Here is a 21148-nt window from a genome sequence, read left to right as displayed (position 1 = left end):
CTAGCCTTGCGGCTCGCCAACCGTTACCGAGTCCCATGCGTTTTCTTCAAAATCTGCTTTTCCCATCTGTATTGTTAACAGCCTGCTGGACGACGTCGGTCGATGCCTTCGATATGTCGACACAGAACACCGTCGTCAGCGTTTGGGCGACCGGCATGGTGTCTTCCGCGCCTTTCGACCGTAAACTGCTGCTCGCCGCTCACGATGATGCGGCAGTGTTTGTTGCCAGTGACGGAGAACTGCGAGGCGCTCGACTGGAATCCGCACTGCACTACCTGCGCAAAACCCGGCCGAAACTTCATGTAAGCGACCTTGAACTGGCGCAAGCAATTCTCGTCCAATAGCTATCTTTGTCCTTCCGGAGTCGTTCCATGCGTAGCCCGCTGATTGCTGCCGCCCTTGGCCTGTTTTTGTTGGCCGACGTGGCCCAGGCGCACACCCTGGTAGCCACCAGTAACATCATCGTTCGTGCCTCCCAGCGCACTATCGATTTCACATCCGATACCACCACATCGATTCGCGACTCGAAAATCATCCGCGAAGCCCACGACGACGCCGCCAGTTTCGTTGCCAGCAACGGTGATATCCGTGGTGCGCACCTGGAAGCCGCGCTCAACACCTTGCGTACACGCGTGCCAGAAGCGCGTGACGCCAGTGATCAGGTACTCGCCGAAGCCATCCTCGCACTGTGAAGTCACTCGGCGCCTGGCTACTGGCCGGGGCGTTGTTGCTGCTTGGCAACAACGCCCACGCCGGCCTGCAATTACGGCTCAAGACCGACGGTCTGACGCCCGCCCAACAACAGGCCAGTCAGGCGCTGATCGATGAAGCCATGCAGGCACTGCCGCCGAGCTTCATCGAGCGGCTGGATCGGCGCATCGATGTCGGCTGGACCGACGACATGCCCGGCAATGCCTATGGCCAGGCCACGCTGGTCGCCGAACTTGATCTGAACCGCAAACTGCTCGCCAGTCTCACCGATGGCAGCGCGGCCAAAGAAAAAACCAATCGCCCCCACGGCACTGTGCGTCAGGAACTGCTCGCCACGGTGCTGCACGAAATCACCCACATTTATGACCGCGCGCGTTTGTGGCCGAGTGCCGAACGCACGCTGATCCAGCGTTGCACCCGGCGCTTCAACAGCGCCGGGCTGATCGGCATTCCCGATGAGTGCCGTGGCCAGAACGGTCGCCGCTTCACTCTTAGCGACGACCCGCGCCTGCTCGACCTTGCCGGTTGGCAGCAATACGTCGGCCGTCGCGGCGAACGCGAGCAACATAATCGGCAGATCGCTCGCAGCCCGGATCTTTACGAGATCTCCAGCCCGAAAGAGTTTGTCGCGGTCAACATGGAGTATTTCCTCCTCGACCCGAGCTACGCCTGCCGCCGCCCGGCGTTGTATCGCTATTACCAGGAACACTTCGGCTGGGCACCACCGGCGCCGAATTCCTGCGCCAAGACCTTTGCGTTTCTGAACGCCGGCAACGACTTCGCCAAGCAACCCTTGGGACAAGTCGACCCGGAACGTGTCTATGCAGTGGATTACCTGCTCGCCGAGGCCAATCAGAACTGGGTCAGCCGTTGGGGCCACAGCATGTTACGTCTGGTGATCTGCGCGCCCGGTCGGCCACGTGGCCCGGATTGCCGGCTCGATCTGGATCAACATCTGGTGCTGTCGTATCGCGCCTTCGTTGGCGATGTGCAGTTATCGAGCTGGGACGGACTGGTCGGCAAATACCCGTCCCGGCTGTTCGTCCTGCCACTGGCGCAGGTCATCGACGAATACACCAAGACCGAACTGCGCAGCCTCGCCTCGGTACCGCTGAACCTGTCACGCAGCGAGATCGAAGGCGTGGTCGAACACGCCGCCGAGATGCATTGGAGCTACGACGGCAACTACTTCTTCCTGTCCAACAACTGCGCGGTGGAAGGCCTGAAACTGTTGCGCAGCGGCAGCAACAACGCGCAGTTCATCGGCCTGGACAGCATCATGCCCAACGGATTGCTGGAAGTGCTCAAAGGCCGTGGGCTGGCCGATACCAGCGTGCTGGATGATCCGAAAGAGGCGCTGCGTCTGGGTTATCGCTTCGATTCGTTCCGCGATCGCTATCAGGCGATGTTCGACGTATTGAAGAAGCAATTGCCGATCAAACAGAACACTGTTGAAGAATGGCTTTCGTTGACCGCCGAACAACGCCGTGAATGGTTCGACCGTGCCGACCTGCGCACTAGCGCTGCACTGTTGCTGCTCGAGCAAGCGAGTTATCGCCGACAGTTGCTACTGGCACAGGATGAGGTCAAGCAGCGTTACCTCGGTGCACGCGAGCTGGAAAACGGCGGGATGGACAAGGCCAACGCGACCTTGCAGGAAATCCTCGCCAACAGCGGCTTCCTCAGTCGTCCAGCTGAACTGCTTGATTCCAAGGGTTACGGTCTGCCGCAACCGAGCGAATTCAGCCGACTGGAAGCGGAAAGCAGCCAACGGCAGAAAAAGCTGCTGGCATTATCCGGCGATCTGGACACGGAGGTGCGCAAGCTGCTGGAGCCCAAGCGCGCTGCCGAGATTGCCGCCAGTGAGACCAACGTGAAACAGATTGGCGAGCATTTGCGCAAACTGCACAAAGCCTCCGGTGGACTGGAACTGCCCTGATACAAGGGTGGGCCCCAAATCCTTGTGGTGAGGGGATTTATCCCCGACCGGCTGCGCAGCAGTCGCTATCCCGGCGAGCGGGTTATGTCTGAATAACCGCGCTTGCAGGGTTTGGGACTGCTACGCAGCCCATCGGGGATAAATCCCCTCGCCACAGGTGATCTCTTCAGATCAGTACAAAACCCCATCCAGGATTTCATAAACGATCCCGGTGCCCACCGCGATCAGCACGATATCACCGCCAGCCCGGCGCCATTCATAGCCCGGATAGACCGGCAAACGACCTAACGCACGACCATCCAGACGCTCGCCGTAATAGCCGTGCGGCAACGGCCGGCCACGCTCCAGATGGATGCCCGGTGGTGGCGGTGCTCCGCGCACGAAGTAGCCGTGATTGTCGCGGATGGTCTGGCGCACCGGGCCGAAGTCGCGCGGTGGCGGACCACCACGGTGGTCGTTCTGCGGGCCACGGTGATCGTCACCGCGATTGTCCCCGCGGTTATCGTAGTGACCCTGTTGCGAGCCGCCGCGGTCATGATCATCGCGCTGATCGGCACTGGCCAGCAGCGGAGTCGCGCTGATCATCAGCACCCCCAATCCGGCAACCAGACGTTTCGGCATTTTCATTCGGTCTTTCCTCACTGCACTGACAGCAAAAAGGGCTTCAGAACGTAGTCCTGAAGCCCTCGATCTTGCTCATTTAGTCTGTGCCGCGAGGTGCTAATTCCTCTGTGTCAGGAACTTTACCTTCAGCTGACGCGGGCCTTACGCACGCCTTCGGACAAGGCCGAGCAAAGGCTCAACACACCGTCGATGGCCTGATCCGGCGTGGTCGCGTTGGCGATGTGATCGATCAGAGCCGACCCCACCACCACACCGTCGGCCAAGCGTGCGATGGACGCCGCTTGCTCCGGTGTACGGATGCCGAAGCCGATGCTGATCGGCAGATCGGTATGACGGCGCAGGCGAGTAACCGCTTCTTCGACGTGCTCCAGGGTCGCAGCACCTGCACCGGTCACACCGGCCACTGATACGTAGTAAACAAAACCGGAACTGCCGTTGAGCACCTTCGGCAGACGTGCGTCGTCGGTGGTCGGCGTGGTCAGGCGAATGAAATCCAGACCGGCAGCCTGGGCCGGGTCGCACAGTTCTTCGTTGTGCTCTGGCGGCATGTCGACCACGATCAGGCCATCAACGCCGGCCTCTTTCGCGTCGGCAATAAAGCTCGGCACGCCATACATGTGGATCGGGTTGAAGTAGCCCATCAGCACCAGCGGGGTATCGCTGTTGTCTTCACGGAATTCGCGAACCATTTGCAGGGTTTTCGCCAGATTCTGCTTGGCACCCAGCGCACGGATGTTCGCCAGTTGAATCGCCGGGCCGTCGGCCATCGGGTCGGTGAACGGCATGCCCAGTTCGATCACGTCGGCACCGGCTTTCGGCAAGCCCTTGAGGATCGCCAGCGAAGTGTCGTAGTCCGGATCACCGGCAGTGACGAAGGTCACCAGCGCGGCACGATTCTGCTCTTTGAGTTCGGCAAAACGGGTTTGCAGGCGGCTCATCAGTGTTTCTCCTGCTTCGACTGTTCCATGTGGTGCATCACGGTCTGCATGTCTTTGTCGCCACGGCCGGAGAGGTTGACCACCATCAGGTGATCCTTCGGCAGTTTCGGTGCGCGTTTGAAAACCTCAGCCAGGGCGTGGGCGCTTTCCAGTGCCGGAATGATCCCTTCCAGGCGGCAGCATTTGTGGAACGCTTCGAGGGCTTCGTCGTCAGTCACTGAGGTGTACTGGACGCGGCCGATGTCATGCAACCAGGCGTGTTCAGGGCCGATGCCCGGGTAGTCGAGACCGGCGGAAATCGAGTGGGCGTCGATGATCTGGCCATCGTCGTCCTGCAACAGGAAGGTGCGGTTGCCGTGCAACACACCCGGCACACCGCCGTTGAGGCTGGCCGCGTGCTTGCCGGTTTCGATGCCGTAGCCGGCGGCTTCAACGCCGATGATTTCAACGCTTTTGTCGTCGAGGAACGGGTGGAACAGGCCCATGGCGTTGGAACCACCGCCGATGCACGCCACCAGGCTGTCCGGCAGACGACCTTCCTGAGCTTGCAACTGGTCACGGGTTTCCTTGCCGATCACGGCCTGGAAGTCGCGAACCATTGCCGGATACGGGTGCGGGCCAGCTACGGTGCCGATCAGGTAGAAAGTGCTGTCGACGTTGGTTACCCAGTCACGCAGCGCTTCGTTCATCGCATCTTTCAGGGTGCCGGTGCCGGCAACCACCGGGATCACTTCGGCGCCCAGCAGCTTCATGCGGAACACGTTGGCCTGCTGACGCTCGATGTCGGTAGTGCCCATGTAGATCACGCAATCGAGACCGAAACGCGCAGCCACGGTGGCGGTCGCCACGCCGTGCATGCCGGCGCCGGTTTCGGCGATGATGCGTTTTTTGCCCATGCGCCGTGCCAGCAGAATCTGGCCGATGCAGTTGTTGATCTTGTGCGCGCCGGTATGGTTCAGCTCTTCGCGCTTGAGGTAGATCTTGGCGCCACCGCAGAATTCGGTCAGGCGCTCGGCGAAGTACAGCGGGCTCGGACGTCCGACATAGTCACGCTGGAAGTAGGCCAATTCTTCTTTGAATGCCGGATCTTCCTGGGCCGTTTCGTATTCGCGGGCCAGATCGAGGATCAACGGCATCAGGGTTTCAGCCACGTAGCGGCCACCGAACGAACCGAACAGGCCGTTGGCGTCAGGGCCGTTACGCAGATCGGAATTGTGCGAAGTCTGGGTCATGATTTGCTCCAGGTGAATTCGGTCAAAAGACAATGACGCCTACTCTACCCCTGACCTTCTAGACTGAAAACCGATAAGATCGCCGCAACCTGTCAGGAAAACTCACAGATACCATGAGCCACGACCTTCCCCCGTTGAACGCTTTGCGCGCCTTTGAAGCAACCGCGCGGCTGAACAGCGTCAGTCAGGCTGCCGAGCAGCTGCACGTTACCCACGGTGCAGTGAGTCGCCAGCTCAAAGTGCTGGAAGAACACCTTGGCGTCAGCCTGTTCATCAAGGATGGGCGCGGCTTGAAACTCACAGATGCCGGTGTGCGCTTACGCGATGCCAGCGGCGAAGCGTTCGACCGGTTGCGCAGTGTTTGTGCGGAGCTGACGCAAACCACCGCCAATGCGCCGTTCGTGCTCGGCTGCTCTGGAAGCTTGCTGGCGCGCTGGTTTATTCCGCGATTGGGGCGTTTGAATGCCGATCTGCCGGACTTGCGCCTGCACCTCTCGGCCGGTGAAGGCGATCTTGATCCGAGGCGTCCGGGGCTGGATGCGCTGCTGCTGTTCGCTGAACCGCCATGGCCGGCGGATATGCAGGTGTATGAACTGGCTGCCGAACGCATCGGCCCAGTGCTGAGCCCGCTGTTCAGCGGCTATCAACGCCTGCAAACGGCATCTGCCGAGGCGTTGCTCGATGAGCCGCTACTGCACACGACATCCCGTCCGCAAGCCTGGCCAAGCTGGGCACAGCAAAACCACCTCGACGCAAAAGCGTTGAAGCTCGGGCAAGGTTTTGAGCATTTGTATTATCTGTTGGAGGCAGCAGTTGCGGGACTTGGCGTGGCAATCGCGCCGGAGCCGCTGGTTACCGAGGATTTGAAGGCGGGTCGCCTGGTTGCGCCGTGGGGCTTCTGTGAAACCCCGGCGCAACTGGCGTTGTGGCTACCCAAGCGCGCCGCAGATGGGCGCGCCCGGCAACTGGCGCAATGGCTCAAGAATGAGCTGCGCCAGAGCGATCACTCGCCGCGCTTGAACAGCAAGTAAGCCGCGAGCAGACCCAGTGCACCGACCGCCACACCGGCAGTCGTCCATGGATGTTCCTGAGCGTAATCGCGGGTGGCGATCCCGGTCTCACGGGTTTTCACTTTGACTTCTTCATAGGCATCGCTGAGCAGGTGACGCGAATGTTTCAGCGCACTTTCAGCATTGCTTTTCAGCGCCTTGAGGGTTTTGCGCGACTCGTCGGAAGCATCGTCTTTGAGGCCTTCCAACGACTTGAGCAGACTCTCGATCTCCGCTTCCATGCTTTGCAATGAGGCTTTACGTAAAGAGGTGTTGGCCATGGTGGCTCTCCTGCATTGGTGATGAGTGGCGTGTGTTGATTGGGACTTCAGCGGTTTGAGAAAGTGCAGAAAATCTGAACTTCGCCTGCGCAGCAGCGCCGAAATCAACAGAGCAATTCACTGCTAGTCTCAATTCCACACGCCAAGGAGATCGCCATGAGTGACCATCACACGTACAAGAAAGTCGAACTGGTCGGTTCGTCCGCCACCAGCATCGAAGACGCCATCAACAACGCGTTGGCTGAAGCCAACAAGAGCATCAAGCACCTTGAATGGTTTGAAGTGACCGAGACCCGTGGCCACATCAAGGACGGCAAGGCAGCGCACTTTCAAGTGACTTTGAAAGTCGGGTTCCGCATCGCCAGTAGCTGAGTTTGGTCTACGCTTCTGAACTTGCGCGCTGGCCGAGTGCCATAGGAATGGCAAAGCGCTACAGGGTGGGCGCATCGGGTGGATGACCCGATGCCCGCCTCCTTTAATCCGACCAGGGAGTGCAACCGATGAAGAAGTTCATATTGGCAGTAGGTTTGTTGAGCCTTGCGGGTGGTGCGTTTGCTGCCGGCAAGCCTTGTGAAGAGTTGAAAAGCGAGATTGCGGCGAAGCTGGATGCCAAGAGCGTTTCCGGGTATTCGCTGGAGATTGTTGATAAAGGCGCAGCGGCTGGCGACAAGGTTGTTGGCACCTGCGAGGGCGGCACCAAGGAAATCGTCTACAAGCGCGGTTGATAGGGCCTGAAATGCAAAAGCCGACGTGAATGCGTCGGCTTTTTTGTGGCTGATGATTTTTCCAATTCAGGGGTTGAGTCAGCCCTTCATCACCTGCGCCAGCAACTCGTAGGAATGCACGCGATCAGCGTGTTCATACAAATCGCTGGTGAATATCAGCTCATCCGCCTGAGTCTGTTCAACCAGCACCTCCAGCTTGGCGCGGATCTTCTGCGGACTGCCGACCATCGCCAGACCGAGGAAGTCACCTACCGCCTCACGCTCATGGGGCAGCCACAGGCCGTCCATGGTTTTCACGGGCGGACGTTGCACCAGGCTTTGCCCACGCATCAACGCGAGAATGCGCTGGTACACCGAGGTCGCCAGGTAATCCGCTTGTTCATCGGTATCGGCCGCCACCAGCGGCACACCGAGCATCACATACGGCTTGTCCAACACCGCCGACGGCTTGAAGTGATTGCGATAGACACGGATTGCCTCGTGCATGAAGCGCGGTGCGAAGTGTGAGGCGAAGGCGTAAGGCAAACCGCGTTCACCGGCCAGTTGGGCACTGAACAGGCTGGAACCGAGCAGCCAGATCGGCACATTGGTGCCGGTGCCGGGCATCGCGATTACCCGCTGATCCGGGGTGCGCGGGCCGAGAAAGCGCGCCAGCTCGGCAACGTCCTCGGGGAAATCATCGGCACTGCCGGAACGCTCACGACGCAGGGCGCGGGCGGTCATTTGATCGGAACCCGGCGCGCGGCCCAGACCTAGATCGATCCGCCCCGGATACAGGCTTTCAAGGGTGCCGAACTGCTCGGCGATCACCAGCGGCGCGTGGTTGGGCAACATCACACCACCGGAACCGACGCGGATGGTCGACGTACCACCGGCCAGATAACCCAGCAGCACCGAGGTCGCGGAACTGGCGATGCCGTCCATGTTGTGGTGCTCAGCGACCCAGAACCGCGTGTAGCCGAATTTCTCGACATGCTGCGCCAGGTCCAGCGAGTTGCGCAGTGACTGCGCCGGGCTGCCGTTTTCGCGCACTGGCACCAGATCGAGGGTGGAAAATTTAACGTCTGAGAGTTGCTTCATAAACCTGCTTCTCCGAGTGAGGAGGCAGGTTTTTCTTGCGAACGAAAACCTGCCGAATCCATAAGCGTGTTTTGTGCAATGTGGGCATATACCCGAATTTCAATAGCACAGGCGAAATTTCCTACTAAAAAAGTCAACCATTCAGATGAGCTGAACTTTGTTCCGGCGTCTATCCTCAGAAGCCTTGTAAGCAAAAACCACGACGGCGCGGCGTTCCGCACCAGATCTTGAGGAGGCAGACATGGCTATTGTTAAGAAAGCATCCGCACATTGGGCAGGTGATCTGAAAACCGGCATCGGCTCGATCTCCACCGAGACCGGCGTCCTCAGAGAAGCCCCCTACGGCTTCAAGGCCCGCTTCGAGGGCGGCAAAGGCACCAACCCCGAAGAACTGATCGGCGCTGCGCATGCCGGCTGTTTCTCCATGGCGTTTTCGATGATTCTCGGCGATGCAGGCCTGACAGCCGACAGCATCGACACCAACGCCGAAGTCACGCTTGATCAGGTTGACGGTGGTTTCGCGATCACTGCAGTGAAGCTGATCCTCAAAGCGAAAATTCCGGGGGCGACTCAGGCGCAGTTTGAAGAGCTGAGCAACAAGGCCAAGGAAGGGTGCCCGGTATCCAAGGTTTTGAATGCCAAGATCACCCTTGAGGCTTCGCTGGTCGGCTGAGTCATCGCTGACCGGGTCTGACGCTATCGCGAGCAGGCTCACTCCTACATTTGATCTCCAGCGGGCACATTGATTGTGAACAACCGAGATTCCCTGTAGGAGTGAGCTTGCTCGCAATAGCCATCTAAGCGTCACCAAAAATCTGAAACCGAAAACACGAGTTGTGAGCGAAGTCAGAACCCGCTCTGGCAAAGTGTGGTCGAATAAGTGACAGCAGCTTCAGCGCACGCCCGTGCGCGCTGCCTCAAGGAGCTACATTGATGAAACGTATTGGCTTGGCGATCCTCTGCAGTGCACTGGCCACATCGGTTCTTGCCGCGCCCGACGCGCCGGGCGCCATCAAACACTGCGAAGAACTCAAGAACGAAATCGAAGTCAAGATTCAAGCGAATGCCGTGCCCTCCTACACCTTGGAAATAGTTTCCAAAGTAGAAGCGGACAAGCACGACGTAGCTATGGTCGTGGGTACCTGCGACAACGGCACAAAAGCGATCATCTATCAGAAAAACGATCGCTGATATTGCTCAGGGCACGCAGTTGACCTGCCGTTCCTCGGCAACGATCTGCCCCTGGCGATTGATCAACCGGGCACTCGGCGTAAACGCCAGTGAGCGAGCTTCGAGCCGGTAACGCTGCCCGGCCTCGAAATGATCGTAGCGCACTCTCATGTAACACAGCCGCTCCTGCGGATCAGTGTCCATGCCCTGACCACCGCCGAATATCTCGAAATCAAAACGCACCGTCAGCTCATGACTACCCGGCGCGACTTGAAAGAAGCGGCCATCCTGCAAGCGCACATTGTCCAGCCGTTCGGCCATCAGCACCTTGCCGCCCGGCGTGGGCATGGCGAAGTCGACCCAGGCTTTGCCGGGGTCCGCCGCCGGCATCGGGCTCTGGCAACCGGCAACCACACTTGCAGCGAGCAACAGCGTCAACCTGCGCATGATCAATGTCCCTTGGATTGGACAACCAGCATAACGCCGATCAGGTCTTCTGACAGCCTGCCGGCGTGCCCTGCCCCACGACCTTGCGCTGCTCGTCATACAGCTTGGCCCATGGGCGGAATCCGATACTGCCGGCCTGCAACTGATAACGCTGGCCAGCGTTGAAATCCTTGAATTTGACGCTCAACTGGCAATCGCGCCATAGCGGCTCGGCATCGGGGCCGATATTGGTCGCGTCAACCGGAAACTGATAGCGCACCTTCAGTTCATGGCTGCCCGGCTGCACCTCGAAGTAACGTTTGTCGACAGCAGCCTTGCTGTCGACCTGCAGCGCTTGCAGCGCCGTGTCCTGTTGCCTGGCATTCAGATCGATCCAGGCTTGCGAAGGGTCTGGATCGGGCATTCCGAATCCGGCACAACCGGCCAGCGTCAGCAGGCCTCCTGTCAGCATCAACATGCGCATAGCGAAGCTCCAATGGGCGGGATAGTCTTGCGGGCAGACTTTCCAGGGGTTTCTTATTTTGATCAGGCCGCTTCCAAGCCATCGGTTACTTGATCGCGTTTTTCGGATTTTGTTTCCGGGTGTGATGCTTTTGTTGCTCAACGGTTGTTCCAGCGTCAGCTATTACAGCCAGTTGGCCGGTGGTCAGTTGCAATTACTGGGGGCGCGGGAACCGGTGGCCGAGGTGATTGCCGACCCGAATCGCGATGCGAAACTGCGCACGCGTCTGGCCCAGTCGCAAAAGGCCCGGGCCTTCGCCAGCGAGCACCTGCATCTACCGGATAACCAGAGCTATCGCTTGTACGCCGACATTGGCCGGCCGTTTGTGGTGTGGAACGTATTCGCCACCCAGGAATTTTCCCTGACCCCGCAAAACCATTGCTTCCCGATTGCCGGGTGCGTGGCTTATCGCGGCTACTACAGCCAAAGCGCGGCGCGGGGCGAAGCGGCGATTCAGCGCCTGCAAGGGATGGACGTGTCGATGGGTGGCGTCGAGGCCTATTCGACGCTGGGCTGGTTCAACGATCCGATCCTCAACTCGATGATGGGCTGGGGCGACGAACGCCTGGCCACGCTGATCTTTCATGAATTGGCCCATCAACGCGTCTATGTGAAGGACGACACTGAGTTCAACGAGTCCTTCGCCACGTTTGTTGAGCAGGAAGGCACGCGGCAGTGGCGCGCGTTTCGTGGGTTGCCTCCGGATACCGATTCCAAGCTCAAGCAGCGTGATCAGTTCATCGAGTTGGTGCTGAATACGCGTTCACGCCTGGAAAAACTCTATGCCCAGCCGCTGCCCGTCGAGCATATGCGTGAGCGCAAAGCGGCAGAGTTCGAGCAGTTTCGCCGGGATTATCGGCTGATGCGAGACGGCCAGTGGGCCGGGGACAAACGTTATGACGCTTGGGTCAATGCGCCGCTGAACAATGCGCGGCTGTTGCCGTTTGGGCTGTATGACCAATGGGTGCCGGCGTTTGCTGCTTTGTTCAGGCAGGTTGGGGGGGATTGGCTGAGGTTTTATGCTGAGGTCGAGCGGTTAGGGGGGCTCCCTGTCGCGGAGCGCAAAGCGGCATTGAAAGCGCTCGCAGAGCGCTAAGTCCGTCAGTGACCGAACTGGCCTCATCGCTGGCAAGCCAGCGATGGCGTACTGATTAGCGCCGCATAAATGCCTGATGCAACTCGGCCAGCGTTTCAAAGTGGAAGGTAGGCGCTTCGGCATTCAACTCTTCAAAACTGCCAAACCCATACCCCACCGCAGCCGCATCCAGCCCGTTGCTGCGCGCGCCGATCAGGTCATGCTTGCGATCGCCAATCATCAGCGTATTCGCCGGATCCAGTCCTTCCTCGGCCACCAGATGAGCAATCAGTTCAACCTTGTTGGTCCGCGTGCCATCCAGCTCACTGCCGTAAATCACCTTGAAGTGACGGGCAAAATCGAAGTGCCGGGCAATCTCACGGGCAAACACCCACGGCTTGGACGTCGCGATATACAACTGCCGCCCTTGCCCGCTGAGGGTTTCCAGCAACGGCGTAACACCCTCGAACACTTGGTTCTCATACAGACCGGTGACCCTGAAGCGCTCACGATAGAAATTCACCGCCTCCCACGCTTTGGCCTCGTCAAACCCATAAAACTGCATGAACGCCTGCAACAGCGGTGGGCCGATGAAATGTTCCAGTTTGGTCAGATCCGGCTCGTCGATGCCGAGTTTGCCCAAGGCGAACTGGATGGAACGGGTGATGCCCTCACGCGGGTCAGTCAGGGTGCCATCGAGGTCGAACAGTACGGTCTGGTAATGCATGAGAAATCCTGAGCAGGTGTAAGTCGATTCAGAGCTGGTCGTAGCCTTCGGCCAGGTGCAGGTCCTTGAGCTTCACGTAGTTCGCCGCGCTGTAGGTGAAGAAGGCGTTTTCCTTTTCGGTCAGCGCACGGACCTGTTTCACCGGGCTGCCCACGTACAGAAAACCGCTTTCCAGGCGTTTGCCCGGCGGCACCAGGCTGCCGGCGCCGATGATCACATCGTCCTCGACCACCGCGCCGTCCATGACGATGCTGCCCATGCCGATCAGCACGCGACTGCCAACCGTGCAGCCATGGAGCATGACTTTATGGGCGATGGTCACGTCGTCGCCGATCAACAGCGGGAAGCCGTCCGGGTTGAACGGGCCGGCGTGGGTGATGTGCAACACGCAGCCGTCCTGCACGCTGGTACGCGCACCGATGCGGATGCGGTGCATGTCGCCACGAATGACTGTCAGCGGCCAGACGGAGCTGTCTTCGCCGATTTCGACGTCGCCGATCACCACCGCCGAGGCGTCGACAAACGCGCCTTTGCGCAACTGCGGGGTGTGATTCTGGTACTTGCGAAGGGGCAAGATTAGTTCTCTCTCTGTCGCCGATAGCTGCGGTGAGTGTCGATTGTAATTAAGATGGGCGCATGTTTCTTCCAGCCAAGGTGCCAACCGTGAGCGTGAACAACCCTCTTCTGCAGTCCTACGACCTGCCGCCGTTCTCCACGATCCGTGCCGAGCACGTGCTGCCAGCGATCGAAACCATCCTCGCCGACAACCGCGCCGCCATCGCCGACATCCTCAAGAGCCAAGGCCAGACCCCTACCTGGGCCGGCCTGGTGCTGGCGATGGACGAACTCAATGACCGTCTCGGTGCCGCATGGAGCCCAGTGAGCCACCTCAACGCCGTGTGCAACAGTGCCGAACTGCGTGAAGCCTACGAGTCGTGCCTGCCGGCCCTGAGCGCCTACTCCACCGAGATGGGCCAGAACCGCGAACTGTTCCAGGCTTATGAAGCACTGGCCAACAGCCCGGAAGCCGCCGGTTTCGATGTGGCGCAAAAAACCATTCTGGAACACGCCCTGCGCGATTTCCGTCTGTCGGGTATCGACCTGCCGGAAGCCGAACAGAAACGCTACGCCGAAGTGCAAAGCAAGCTGTCCGAACTGGGCAGCCGTTTCTCTAACCAACTGCTCGACGCCACCCAGGCCTGGACCAAGCACGTCACCGACGAAGCCGCCCTCGCCGGCCTGACCGATTCGGCCAAGGCGCAAATGGCCGCCGCTGCACAGGCCAAAGGCCTTGATGGTTGGCTGATCAGCCTGGAATTCCCGAGCTACTTCGCGGTGATGACCTACGCTCAAGACCGTGCGCTGCGCGAAGAAGTCTACGCCGCCTACTGCACCCGCGCCTCGGATCAAGGCCCGAATGCCGGTCAGAACGACAACAGCCCGGTGATGGAAGAGATCCTCGACCTGCGTCAGGAACTGGCCAAGCTGTTGGGCTTCACCAGTTTCTCCGAGCTGAGCCTGGCGACCAAAATGGCCGAGTCCAGCGATCAGGTGCTGAGCTTCCTGCGTGATCTGGCCAAGCGCAGCAAACCGTTCGCCGCGCAGGACCTGCAACAGCTGCGCGCTTACGCCGCCGAACAGGGCTGCACCGATCTGCAAAGCTGGGACAGCGGTTTCTACGGTGAAAAACTCCGCGAACAACGCTACAGCGTCGCCCAGGAAACCCTGCGCGCCTACTTCCCGATCGACAAAGTGCTGGGCGGTTTGTTCGCCATCGTCCAGCGTCTGTACGGCATCGAAATCGCCGAGCAGAAAGGCTTCGACACCTGGCACCCGGATGTCCGCCTGTTCGAAATCAAGGAAAACGGCCAGCACGTCGGCCGCTTCTTCTTCGACCTGTATGCCCGCGCCAACAAGCGTGGCGGTGCGTGGATGGACGGCGCCCGCGACCGCCGCCGCACTGCCGAAGGCGTGCTGCAAAGTCCGGTGGCCAATCTGGTGTGCAACTTCACCCCGGCCGACAGTGGCAAGCCTGCGCTGCTGACCCACGACGAAGTCACCACCCTGTTCCACGAATTCGGTCATGGCCTGCATCACCTGCTGACCCGCGTTGATCACGTCGGTGTTTCGGGCATCAACGGCGTGGCGTGGGACGCGGTCGAGCTGCCGAGCCAGTTCATGGAAAACTGGTGCTGGGAGCCGGAAGGTCTGGCGCTGATTTCCGGTCATTACGAAACCGGCGAGCCGCTGCCACAGGATCTTCTGGAAAAAATGCTCGCGGCGAAGAACTTCCAGTCCGGCCTGATGATGGTGCGTCAGCTGGAATTCTCGCTGTTCGACTTCGAACTGCACGCCACACACGGCGATGGCCGCAGCGTGTTGCAGGTGCTCGAAGGCGTACGTGACGAGGTTTCGGTGATGCGCCCACCGGCCTACAACCGCTTCCCGAACAGCTTCGCGCACATCTTTGCCGGCGGTTACGCTGCGGGTTACTACAGCTACAAGTGGGCGGAAGTGCTGTCGGCCGATGCGTTTTCGAAGTTCGAAGAGGACGGCGTGCTCAACGCTGAAACCGGTCGCGCGTTCCGCGAAGCGATTCTGGCTCGCGGCGGTTCGCAGGCGCCGATGGTGTTGTTCGTCGACTTCCGTGGTCGCGAGCCGTCGATTGACGCACTCTTGCGCCACAGCGGCCTCAGTGAGGACGCGGCAGCATGAGCGAGGGGCCTGTGATTACCAAAAGACGTTTTATCGCCGGGGCGGTCTGCCCGGCGTGCAGCGAGCCGGACAAGCTGATGATGTGGAACGAGGACACCGTGCCGCACCGCGAATGCGTGGCCTGCGGTTACTCCGACACGCTGAACGAGCAAGGGCTGTCGGTTCCGAAAGAGCTGGGCACGCGGGTCAACACCAGCGCGCTCAAGCCACCGCCGGACAAGAAGGTTCAGGCGGTGCAGTTCTTCCCCAACCCCAAGCTTGCGAAAAAGCCTGACCCGCAACAATGAGTCACTGCCACCTTCCGTCGCTAAGCGGTGGAAGGTGGTAACTATCTACCGCCCATCTCCCGCTCTTCCTCTTTAGGCTGGCCCTTTCAGCCACGCCTCAAGGAAGACGCCATGCCTGACACCAATCCGCTGTTACAAAACTGGACTCTGCCCCCGTGGTCGGCGATTCGCGCCGAGCATCTGCTTCCGGCCATCAACGTGATCGTTGCCGAAAACCGCCAGATCATTGCGCAGGTGATCGCCAGCCAGACCGAACATCCTGGCTGGGACGATCTGGTGGTTGCCATTGATGAGGCCGATGCTCGTCTGGATGAAGCCATAGGCGTCATTGAAACCCTCTCGACCGTCAAACCCGATGATATCGACTGGCTCAGGGAAAGCGCGTTGTGCAGCCTTGTCGCGGCCCAGTACACGGCCGACAAGGCCGCTAACCTGGCGCTCTACCGTGTTTATCAACGTCTGGCGAAGAGTTCGGTGGCGGCGAGTTTCGATGGTCAGCGCAAAGCCTCGTTGGCGAAGATTCTGCGCAAATTCCGCTTGTCCGGTATCGAACTACCGCCTGCACAGCAGCAGAAACTCACCCGCCTGAACCGCGACATCAAAAGTATGGAGCAACTGTTTAGAAGCAATCTGGAGCTGGCAAACGCCGCATGGAGCAAGCGCATTGACGACGTCGCGCAGCTTGAAGGCTTGTCTGCCGCGGCAAAGGCGCGTCTGGCCCTCAATGCCAAACAGGCAGGACACGACGGCTGGCTGCTCACGCTGGATCAAAACACCTACCGGCAAATCCTGACCCATGCACAGGACCGGGCGCTGCGGGAGGCGTATTTCACTGCCTGGCTTTCCCGGGCGTCCGACCAGGGCCCCCGGGCGGACAAACTCGATAACGATCCGGTGCTGACCGTACTGGTCGCCTTGCGTCACGAGAAAGCCCGGGTATTGGGTTTCGAGAATTACGTCCAGTTACGCCTCGAAAATCGCATGGCATCGTCTCCTGAGCAGGTCGCTGCCTTTTTGCGTCAGCAAGTGGCTTTGAATAAACCGGCATTGCTGCGCGATACCCAGGCCCTGAAAGCGTTCGCACACACGCTGGGGATTGCGCACGTACAGGCGTGGGATGAAGACTTTCTTGCCGAGCAACTGCGCGTTCAGCAATTGAACGGTGCGCTGAAAGGCTTGCGGCAATACTTCCCGCTTGATGGCACCTTGCGTCGGCTCTGTCAGTTCAGCGAGCGCCTGTTCGGGATCCGCATCGTCGAACAGACGACGTTCAGCCACTGGCACGAAAATGTAAGGCTCTTTGAGGTCAGCGAGCACGGGCAGGTGATCGGGTATATCTACTTTGATCCCTATCACCGTGAAGAGGACGCCGACTACGCGTTCACCACTGTCCTGCGCATTCGCCGAATCAATGCCGAGGGGCGGCCATCGCTGCCGATCGCCCGTCTTTATAGCAACTTCACGGCTGCCACCGACGAGCATCCCTGCCTGCTCTCTCACGAAAATCTGCGGGTGCTGTTCCACGAATTCGGCCACTGTCTGCAGCATGTTCTGACGCGATCGCCCCATCGCAACCTGGCGGGTATTTCCCAACTGGGGCGTGATACCGCCGAATTCGCCGGGCAGTTGTTCGAACACTTTTGCCTGTCGCCCTCGTTTCTGTTGTGGCTGGCGGCTCATTACCAGAGTGGCGAACAGCTGACTGAGGCTCGGGTCAACACCGCGCTGGCGGCCATTGGTGCCCACACCAGTCGCACAACCGCTATGTTGCTGATGACGGCACTGTTCGATCTGCAATTACATTGCAGTCACGGCGATAGCCGCAGCATCGAACAAGTGTTCAAGGATGTGCAGCGTGAAGTTCCTCACCTGCAACTGTCGGGATATCACCGTTTCGCCAATGGTTTTGACTACCTGGTGACCGGTTATGAGGCATCGGTCTATGCCTACAAGTGGTCTGGCGTATTGGCCACCGAAGTGTTCGAACGGTTTCAGCGTGATGGGGTGTTTGACCTGCAAACGGGTCGGGATTTTCGCGATGCGTTCTTCGCCCCCGGCGACTCACGCTCGTTACTGAAAGCGCTGGAAACCTTTCTAGACCGGCCGATCAACGCAGCGCTATTTGCGGCCACGACCGATTGAGTGGGTCGATCATTTCAAATTGACCGTCTGGAACCAGCTCTTCATCGAACAAGTTGCGAACGCGCTGGTACTGCAATCGCCGTTAGCCAGCGCGGTGCGCAACTTGTCGACATCGGCCTGCATCACGTAACGCACGCTGTCGCGAAAGTGCCCGCTCTCACCAAACCCGCCCTGGGTCATCTCGCTCAACGCGTCCTCTTTGCTCCAGCCCTGCACCACCACGCGGTACATCGCGGCCATCAGACCGGTGCGATCGGAGCCGTGTTTGCAATGCATCAACACCGGGCCATTGGCTTCGGCGCTCTCGATGGCGCGCAAGGTCTTGAGCACGTCGCTGTCGTCGACGTGGTTGGTGCGATACGGCAACTGCACCTGATTGATGCCCGGCTCGGACAGCCAATTGGTGTCGGCTTCCGGCAGGAAGTTGATCACAGTGGCCACCTTGAGATTCTTCAGCAACGGCACCACACCGCCATCAGGTAATGCGCTGCGGTAGAGGGTTGGCGACATCTGGAACAGGTTGTATTGCACTTCAACCGGTTGCGCCCACTCAGGCGGACGGGACGTCGGACTGTCAGCCGCCTGGGCGGGGATCAAGTGCAGCAGGGCAACAAGCGATAAACACAAAGCAGGGAAAAGGCGCATTCGGGGCATGCTGGGTTGACCGTATCGAGATGGTTCAGTGATAGCACGCAGCTTCGCAGCCTGCCGGTCAAAGCCCCGTGAGCCGGCTGTCAAAGAATCGTGAACCCGCGCTGTTACAGCGGACCGGCAAGCAAAATTTCAGTCTTTTTACGCTGAATCGATTCAACCGGATGCTTAGCCTGCTACCATTTGTCACATCATGTTGCAGATGCGCCCCCCTTTTCCGGGTCAACCGGCCACGTCGCGACGACAAATCCTGAAACCGTTCTCAGAAACGGCTGACAACCATCAATGCCTGATGAGGTGCCCCCCATGTCTGATGCAGATCGAGACAACCCGCGGCGTGAGTTTTTGCGCAAATCCCTGACCCTGATTCCAGTGGTGACCCTGGCGGGTACCGGTCTGGGCAGCAGCGTGCTGCAAGCAGCGCCTGAAGCCGCACCGGCCAAACCTGCCGCGCAACCGGCTCGCGGCGACGCAGGCGTTTATCAGCCGAGCTATTTCACCGCAGAAGAATGGGCATTCATCAATTCTGCCGTGGCGCAATTGATTCCCAACGATGCCCAAGGCCCGGGTGCGCTTGAAGCCGGCGTGCCGGAATACATCGACCGTCAGATGAACACCCCGTATGCCGCCGGTGCCCTTTGGTACATGCAGGGTCCGTTCAACACCGACGCCGCACCGGAGATGGGCTGGCAGAGCAAACTGGTGCCAAAAGAGATCTATCGCCTTGGCATCGCCGCCACGGATCAGTGGACCAAATCCCTCAACGGTAAAACATTTGCCGAGCAAGACAGCGCTACCCGAGACGATTTGCTCAAGCAACTCGAAGCCGGAAAACCGCCGTTCGATAGCGTCCCGGCGAAGATTTTCTTCAATCTGCTGCTGCAAAACACCAAGGAAGGGTTCTTCTGCGATCCGATCCACGGCGGCAATAAAGGCATGGTCGGCTGGACCATGATCGGCTTCCCCGGCGCCCGCGCCGATTTCATGGATTGGGTGGAACGCAACGAGCAATACCCCTTCCCGGCAGTTTCGATTCGCGGCGAGAGGGCTTAAGGCATGGCAACGGTAATGAAGAAGGTCGACGCAGTTATCGTCGGGTTCGGCTGGACCGGCGCGATCATGGCCAAGGAGCTGACCGAAGCGGGTCTTAACGTGCTGGCGCTGGAGCGCGGGCCGATGCAGGACACCTACCCCGACGGCAACTATCCGCAGGTGATCGACGAACTCACCTACAGCGTGCGCAAAAAACTTTTCCAGGACATTTCCAAAGAGACCGTCACCATTCGCCACAGCGTTAACGATATCGCTTTGCCGAACCGCCAATTGGGCGCGTTCCTGCCGGGCAACGGCGTCGGCGGTGCAGGGCTGCACTGGTCGGGCGTGCACTTTCGCGTCGACCCGATCGAGTTGCGTATGCGCAGCCACTACGAAGAACGCTACGGCAAAAGCTTCATCCCCAAGGACATGACCATCCAGGACTTCGGTGTCAGCTATGAAGAACTGGAGCCGTTCTTCGATTACGCCGAAAAAGTCTTCGGCACCTCGGGTCAGGCATGGACGGTGAAGGGGCAACTCGTAGGTCAGGGCAAGGGCGGCAACCCCTACGCACCGGATCGCTCGAACCACTTCCCGTTGGAAGCGCAGAAAAACACCGTTTCCGCACAGCTGTTCGGTAAAGCGGCCACAGAGGTTGGTTACAAACCCTACAACCTGCCTTCGGCGAATACTTCAGGGCCGTACACCAATCCCTACGGCGCACAGATGGGCCCGTGCAACTTCTGCGGATTTTGCAGCGGTTACGTTTGCTACATGTATTCCAAGGCTTCGCCAAACGTGAACATTCTGCCGGCGCTCAAGCCTTTGCCGAATTTCGAGCTGCGGCCCAACTCGCATGTATTGCGGGTCAACCTCGACAGCAGCAAAACCAAAGCCACCGGCGTGACTTACATCGACGGACAGGGCCGCGAGATCAAGCAACCGGCGGATCTGGTGATTCTCGGCGCCTTCCAGTTGCACAACGTGCGGCTGATGCTGCTCTCCGGGATCGGCAAGCCCTACGACCCGATCAGCGGCGAAGGTGTGGTCGGGCGTAACTTCGCCTACCAGAACATGGCGACCATAAAAGCGTTCTTCGACAAGGACACCCACACCAACAACTTCATCGGTGCCGGTGGCAACGGTGTGGCGCTGGATGACTTCAACGCCGATAACTTCGACCACGGCCCGCACGGCTTCGTCGGTGGCTCGCCGATGTGGGTCAACCAGGCTGGCAGCCGGCCGATTGCCGGCACTTCCAACCCACCGGGCACTCCGGCCTGGGGCAGTGCGTGGAAACGCGCGACCGCCGATTACTACACCCATCAGGTATCGATGGACGCTCACGGCGCGCATCAATCCTACAGAGGCAACTACCTCGATCTCGATCCGGTGTACCGCGATGCCTACGGCTTGCCGCTGCTGCGGATGACGTTCGACTGGCAGGAAAACGACATCAAGATGAACCGCTTCATGGTCGAGAAAATGGGCAAAGTCGCCGAAGCAATGAGCCCGAAAGCCATTGCGGTGATCGGCAAGAAAGTCGGCGACCACTTCAACACCGCGTCGTACCAGACCACCCACCTCAACGGTGGCGCGATCATGGGCACCGACCCGAAAACCAGCGCTCTGAACCGCTACTTGCAGAGCTGGGACGTGCACAACGTGTTCGTGCCGGGGGCATCGGCGTTCCCGCAGGGCCTGGGCTACAACCCGACAGGGCTGGTGGCTGCGCTGACTTACTGGTCGGCGAAAGCGATCCGTGAGCAATACCTGAAAAACCCCGGCCCGCTGGTTCAGGCTTAAGGAGCGATGACC

The 21148-nt window shown here is 59.5% G+C and carries 24 protein-coding genes; 14 read left to right on the top strand and 10 right to left on the bottom strand.

What is annotated here, in order from left to right; translation table 11 throughout:
- Nucleotides 1-35: 35 nt before the first annotated feature.
- Genes ACA043_RS00565 through ACA043_RS00555 form a run of 3 tightly spaced genes read left to right on the top strand, consistent with a single transcriptional unit; the run spans nucleotide 36 to nucleotide 2650 of the window.
- Complete coding sequence (locus tag ACA043_RS00565; protein ID WP_187680755.1) at nucleotides 36-344, top strand: DUF2388 domain-containing protein; 309 nt, start codon at nucleotides 36-38, stop codon at nucleotides 342-344.
- A 27-nt stretch (nucleotides 345-371) separates the two neighbouring features.
- On the top strand, nucleotides 372-692 hold the full coding sequence (locus ACA043_RS00560; RefSeq protein ID WP_034152281.1) for a DUF2388 domain-containing protein: 321 nt from the start codon (nucleotides 372-374) through the stop codon (nucleotides 690-692).
- Nucleotides 689-2650 (top strand): DUF7844 domain-containing protein, encoded by a 1962-nt coding sequence (locus ACA043_RS00555; protein ID WP_489881401.1) that lies wholly within the window; start codon nucleotides 689-691, stop codon nucleotides 2648-2650. Before ACA043_RS00560 ends, ACA043_RS00555 begins: the two co-directional genes overlap by 4 nt.
- Before the next feature lie 171 nt (nucleotides 2651-2821).
- Here the strand turns inward: ACA043_RS00555 and ACA043_RS00550 are convergent, their stop codons facing one another.
- The 3 genes from ACA043_RS00550 to trpB all read right to left on the bottom strand — a co-directional run bounded on the left by ACA043_RS00550 (nucleotide 2822) and on the right by trpB (nucleotide 5444).
- A complete protein-coding gene (locus ACA043_RS00550) occupies nucleotides 2822-3277 on the bottom strand; it encodes an anti-virulence regulator CigR family protein (RefSeq protein WP_497658419.1) in 456 nt (151 codons plus the stop codon).
- Between the two features lie 122 nt (nucleotides 3278-3399).
- Nucleotides 3400-4212: a tryptophan synthase subunit alpha gene (gene trpA, locus ACA043_RS00545; protein ID WP_187680752.1), complete on the bottom strand. Its 813-nt coding sequence runs from the start codon at nucleotides 4210-4212 to the stop codon at nucleotides 3400-3402.
- Nucleotides 4212-5444, bottom strand: coding sequence for a tryptophan synthase subunit beta (gene trpB, locus ACA043_RS00540; RefSeq protein WP_187680751.1), 1233 nt, complete (start codon nucleotides 5442-5444; stop codon nucleotides 4212-4214). Before trpB ends, trpA begins: the two co-directional genes overlap by 1 nt.
- A gap of 113 nt (nucleotides 5445-5557) precedes the next feature.
- Here trpB and ACA043_RS00535 point away from each other — a divergent pair, with 113 nt between their 5' ends.
- The gene (locus tag ACA043_RS00535; protein ID WP_497615842.1) at nucleotides 5558-6475 is read left to right on the top strand and encodes a LysR family transcriptional regulator; all 918 of its coding nucleotides are present in this window, start codon (nucleotides 5558-5560) and stop codon (nucleotides 6473-6475) included.
- On the opposite strand, the gene ACA043_RS00530 is transcribed toward ACA043_RS00535, so the two are convergent.
- Entirely contained in the window at nucleotides 6448-6774 is a 327-nt protein-coding gene (locus ACA043_RS00530; RefSeq protein ID WP_042556998.1) for an ElaB/YgaM/YqjD family protein, read from the bottom strand. The genes ACA043_RS00535 and ACA043_RS00530 overlap by 28 nt on opposite strands.
- Before the next feature lie 156 nt (nucleotides 6775-6930).
- On the opposite strand from ACA043_RS00530, the gene ACA043_RS00525 reads away from it, so the two are divergent.
- Entirely contained in the window at nucleotides 6931-7146 is a 216-nt protein-coding gene (locus tag ACA043_RS00525; RefSeq protein WP_003187305.1) for a dodecin, read from the top strand.
- Between the two features lie 128 nt (nucleotides 7147-7274).
- Nucleotides 7275-7499 (top strand): DUF1161 domain-containing protein, encoded by a 225-nt coding sequence (locus tag ACA043_RS00520; protein WP_401270763.1) that lies wholly within the window; start codon nucleotides 7275-7277, stop codon nucleotides 7497-7499.
- Between the two features lie 78 nt (nucleotides 7500-7577).
- Here ACA043_RS00520 and ACA043_RS00515 read toward each other — a convergent pair whose 3' ends face one another.
- Nucleotides 7578-8579, bottom strand: coding sequence for an LLM class flavin-dependent oxidoreductase (locus tag ACA043_RS00515; protein ID WP_187680748.1), 1002 nt, complete (start codon nucleotides 8577-8579; stop codon nucleotides 7578-7580).
- A gap of 241 nt (nucleotides 8580-8820) precedes the next feature.
- Between ACA043_RS00515 and ACA043_RS00510 the strand changes: the two genes are divergently transcribed.
- Both ACA043_RS00510 and ACA043_RS00505 read left to right on the top strand, forming a co-directional pair.
- Nucleotides 8821-9252, top strand: coding sequence for an OsmC family protein (locus ACA043_RS00510; protein ID WP_401270766.1), 432 nt, complete (start codon nucleotides 8821-8823; stop codon nucleotides 9250-9252).
- A gap of 260 nt (nucleotides 9253-9512) precedes the next feature.
- Complete coding sequence (locus tag ACA043_RS00505; protein WP_489881407.1) at nucleotides 9513-9770, top strand: DUF1161 domain-containing protein; 258 nt, start codon at nucleotides 9513-9515, stop codon at nucleotides 9768-9770.
- 6 nt (nucleotides 9771-9776) lie between these two features.
- Here ACA043_RS00505 and ACA043_RS00500 read toward each other — a convergent pair whose 3' ends face one another.
- Nucleotides 9777-10196, bottom strand: coding sequence for a PA0061/PA0062 family lipoprotein (locus ACA043_RS00500; protein ID WP_497658418.1), 420 nt, complete (start codon nucleotides 10194-10196; stop codon nucleotides 9777-9779).
- Nucleotides 10197-10236: 40 nt separating this feature from the next.
- A complete protein-coding gene (locus ACA043_RS00495; protein WP_497615836.1) occupies nucleotides 10237-10659 on the bottom strand; it encodes a PA0061/PA0062 family lipoprotein in 423 nt (140 codons plus the stop codon).
- A gap of 58 nt (nucleotides 10660-10717) precedes the next feature.
- On the opposite strand from ACA043_RS00495, the gene ACA043_RS00490 reads away from it, so the two are divergent.
- Nucleotides 10718-11794 (top strand): aminopeptidase, encoded by a 1077-nt coding sequence (locus ACA043_RS00490; RefSeq protein ID WP_497658417.1) that lies wholly within the window; start codon nucleotides 10718-10720, stop codon nucleotides 11792-11794.
- A gap of 55 nt (nucleotides 11795-11849) precedes the next feature.
- On the opposite strand, the gene ACA043_RS00485 is transcribed toward ACA043_RS00490, so the two are convergent.
- Nucleotides 11850-12500, bottom strand: a complete 651-nt coding sequence (locus ACA043_RS00485; RefSeq protein WP_401270776.1) for an HAD family hydrolase — start codon at nucleotides 12498-12500, stop codon at nucleotides 11850-11852.
- Nucleotides 12501-12528: 28 nt separating this feature from the next.
- Nucleotides 12529-13074, bottom strand: coding sequence for a gamma carbonic anhydrase family protein (locus ACA043_RS00480; protein WP_187680741.1), 546 nt, complete (start codon nucleotides 13072-13074; stop codon nucleotides 12529-12531).
- 89 nt (nucleotides 13075-13163) lie between these two features.
- Here ACA043_RS00480 and prlC point away from each other — a divergent pair, with 89 nt between their 5' ends.
- From prlC to ACA043_RS00465, 3 genes are all read left to right on the top strand, one after another.
- Entirely contained in the window at nucleotides 13164-15215 is a 2052-nt protein-coding gene (gene prlC, locus ACA043_RS00475) for an oligopeptidase A (RefSeq protein WP_497658416.1), read from the top strand.
- Nucleotides 15212-15502, top strand: coding sequence for a YheV family putative zinc ribbon protein (locus ACA043_RS00470; protein WP_489881412.1), 291 nt, complete (start codon nucleotides 15212-15214; stop codon nucleotides 15500-15502). The genes prlC and ACA043_RS00470 overlap by 4 nt, the downstream gene beginning before the upstream one ends.
- 111 nt (nucleotides 15503-15613) lie before the next feature.
- Nucleotides 15614-17644, top strand: coding sequence for a M3 family metallopeptidase (locus ACA043_RS00465; RefSeq protein ID WP_497658415.1), 2031 nt, complete (start codon nucleotides 15614-15616; stop codon nucleotides 17642-17644).
- A 9-nt stretch (nucleotides 17645-17653) separates the two neighbouring features.
- On the opposite strand, the gene ACA043_RS00460 is transcribed toward ACA043_RS00465, so the two are convergent.
- Nucleotides 17654-18298 carry a dual specificity protein phosphatase family protein gene (locus ACA043_RS00460; RefSeq protein ID WP_401270785.1) on the bottom strand — a complete coding sequence of 215 codons (645 nt, stop codon included), beginning with the start codon at nucleotides 18296-18298 and terminating at the stop codon, nucleotides 17654-17656.
- A gap of 303 nt (nucleotides 18299-18601) precedes the next feature.
- On the opposite strand from ACA043_RS00460, the gene ACA043_RS00455 reads away from it, so the two are divergent.
- The gene (locus tag ACA043_RS00455; RefSeq protein ID WP_497658414.1) at nucleotides 18602-19348 is read left to right on the top strand and encodes a gluconate 2-dehydrogenase subunit 3 family protein; all 747 of its coding nucleotides are present in this window, start codon (nucleotides 18602-18604) and stop codon (nucleotides 19346-19348) included.
- 3 nt (nucleotides 19349-19351) lie between these two features.
- Nucleotides 19352-21136 carry a GMC family oxidoreductase gene (locus ACA043_RS00450; protein ID WP_497658413.1) on the top strand — a complete coding sequence of 595 codons (1785 nt, stop codon included), beginning with the start codon at nucleotides 19352-19354 and terminating at the stop codon, nucleotides 21134-21136.
- Nucleotides 21137-21148 lie beyond the last annotated feature (12 nt).

It is taken from the genome of Pseudomonas sp. LBUM1648 (assembly GCF_059716145.1).
Note: the sequence above shows the minus strand (reverse complement) of the source record. Positions and strands in the feature narration are given on the sequence as shown.

Excerpts from the sequence above, each read along its gene's own strand:
- ACA043_RS00565 (WP_187680755.1), top strand. The coding sequence starts at position 36 with ATGCGTTTTCTTCAAAATCTGCTTTTCCCATCTGTATTGTTAACAGCC.
- ACA043_RS00560 (WP_034152281.1), top strand. The coding sequence starts at position 372 with ATGCGTAGCCCGCTGATTGCTGCCGCCCTTGGCCTGTTTTTGTTGGCC.
- ACA043_RS00550 (WP_497658419.1), bottom strand. The coding sequence starts at position 3,277 with ATGAAAATGCCGAAACGTCTGGTTGCCGGATTGGGGGTGCTGATGATC.
- trpA (WP_187680752.1), bottom strand. The coding sequence starts at position 4,212 with ATGAGCCGCCTGCAAACCCGTTTTGCCGAACTCAAAGAGCAGAATCGT.
- trpB (WP_187680751.1), bottom strand. The coding sequence starts at position 5,444 with ATGACCCAGACTTCGCACAATTCCGATCTGCGTAACGGCCCTGACGCC.
- ACA043_RS00535 (WP_497615842.1), top strand. The coding sequence starts at position 5,558 with ATGAGCCACGACCTTCCCCCGTTGAACGCTTTGCGCGCCTTTGAAGCA.
- ACA043_RS00530 (WP_042556998.1), bottom strand. The coding sequence starts at position 6,774 with ATGGCCAACACCTCTTTACGTAAAGCCTCATTGCAAAGCATGGAAGCG.
- ACA043_RS00525 (WP_003187305.1), top strand. The coding sequence starts at position 6,931 with ATGAGTGACCATCACACGTACAAGAAAGTCGAACTGGTCGGTTCGTCC.
- ACA043_RS00520 (WP_401270763.1), top strand. The coding sequence starts at position 7,275 with ATGAAGAAGTTCATATTGGCAGTAGGTTTGTTGAGCCTTGCGGGTGGT.
- ACA043_RS00515 (WP_187680748.1), bottom strand. The coding sequence starts at position 8,579 with ATGAAGCAACTCTCAGACGTTAAATTTTCCACCCTCGATCTGGTGCCA.
- ACA043_RS00510 (WP_401270766.1), top strand. The coding sequence starts at position 8,821 with ATGGCTATTGTTAAGAAAGCATCCGCACATTGGGCAGGTGATCTGAAA.
- ACA043_RS00505 (WP_489881407.1), top strand. The coding sequence starts at position 9,513 with ATGAAACGTATTGGCTTGGCGATCCTCTGCAGTGCACTGGCCACATCG.
- ACA043_RS00500 (WP_497658418.1), bottom strand. The coding sequence starts at position 10,196 with ATGCGCAGGTTGACGCTGTTGCTCGCTGCAAGTGTGGTTGCCGGTTGC.
- ACA043_RS00495 (WP_497615836.1), bottom strand. The coding sequence starts at position 10,659 with ATGCGCATGTTGATGCTGACAGGAGGCCTGCTGACGCTGGCCGGTTGT.
- ACA043_RS00485 (WP_401270776.1), bottom strand. The coding sequence starts at position 12,500 with ATGCATTACCAGACCGTACTGTTCGACCTCGATGGCACCCTGACTGAC.
- ACA043_RS00470 (WP_489881412.1), top strand. The coding sequence starts at position 15,212 with ATGAGCGAGGGGCCTGTGATTACCAAAAGACGTTTTATCGCCGGGGCG.
- ACA043_RS00465 (WP_497658415.1), top strand. The coding sequence starts at position 15,614 with ATGCCTGACACCAATCCGCTGTTACAAAACTGGACTCTGCCCCCGTGG.
- ACA043_RS00460 (WP_401270785.1), bottom strand. The coding sequence starts at position 18,298 with ATGCCCCGAATGCGCCTTTTCCCTGCTTTGTGTTTATCGCTTGTTGCC.
- ACA043_RS00455 (WP_497658414.1), top strand. The coding sequence starts at position 18,602 with ATGTCTGATGCAGATCGAGACAACCCGCGGCGTGAGTTTTTGCGCAAA.
- ACA043_RS00450 (WP_497658413.1), top strand. The coding sequence starts at position 19,352 with ATGGCAACGGTAATGAAGAAGGTCGACGCAGTTATCGTCGGGTTCGGC.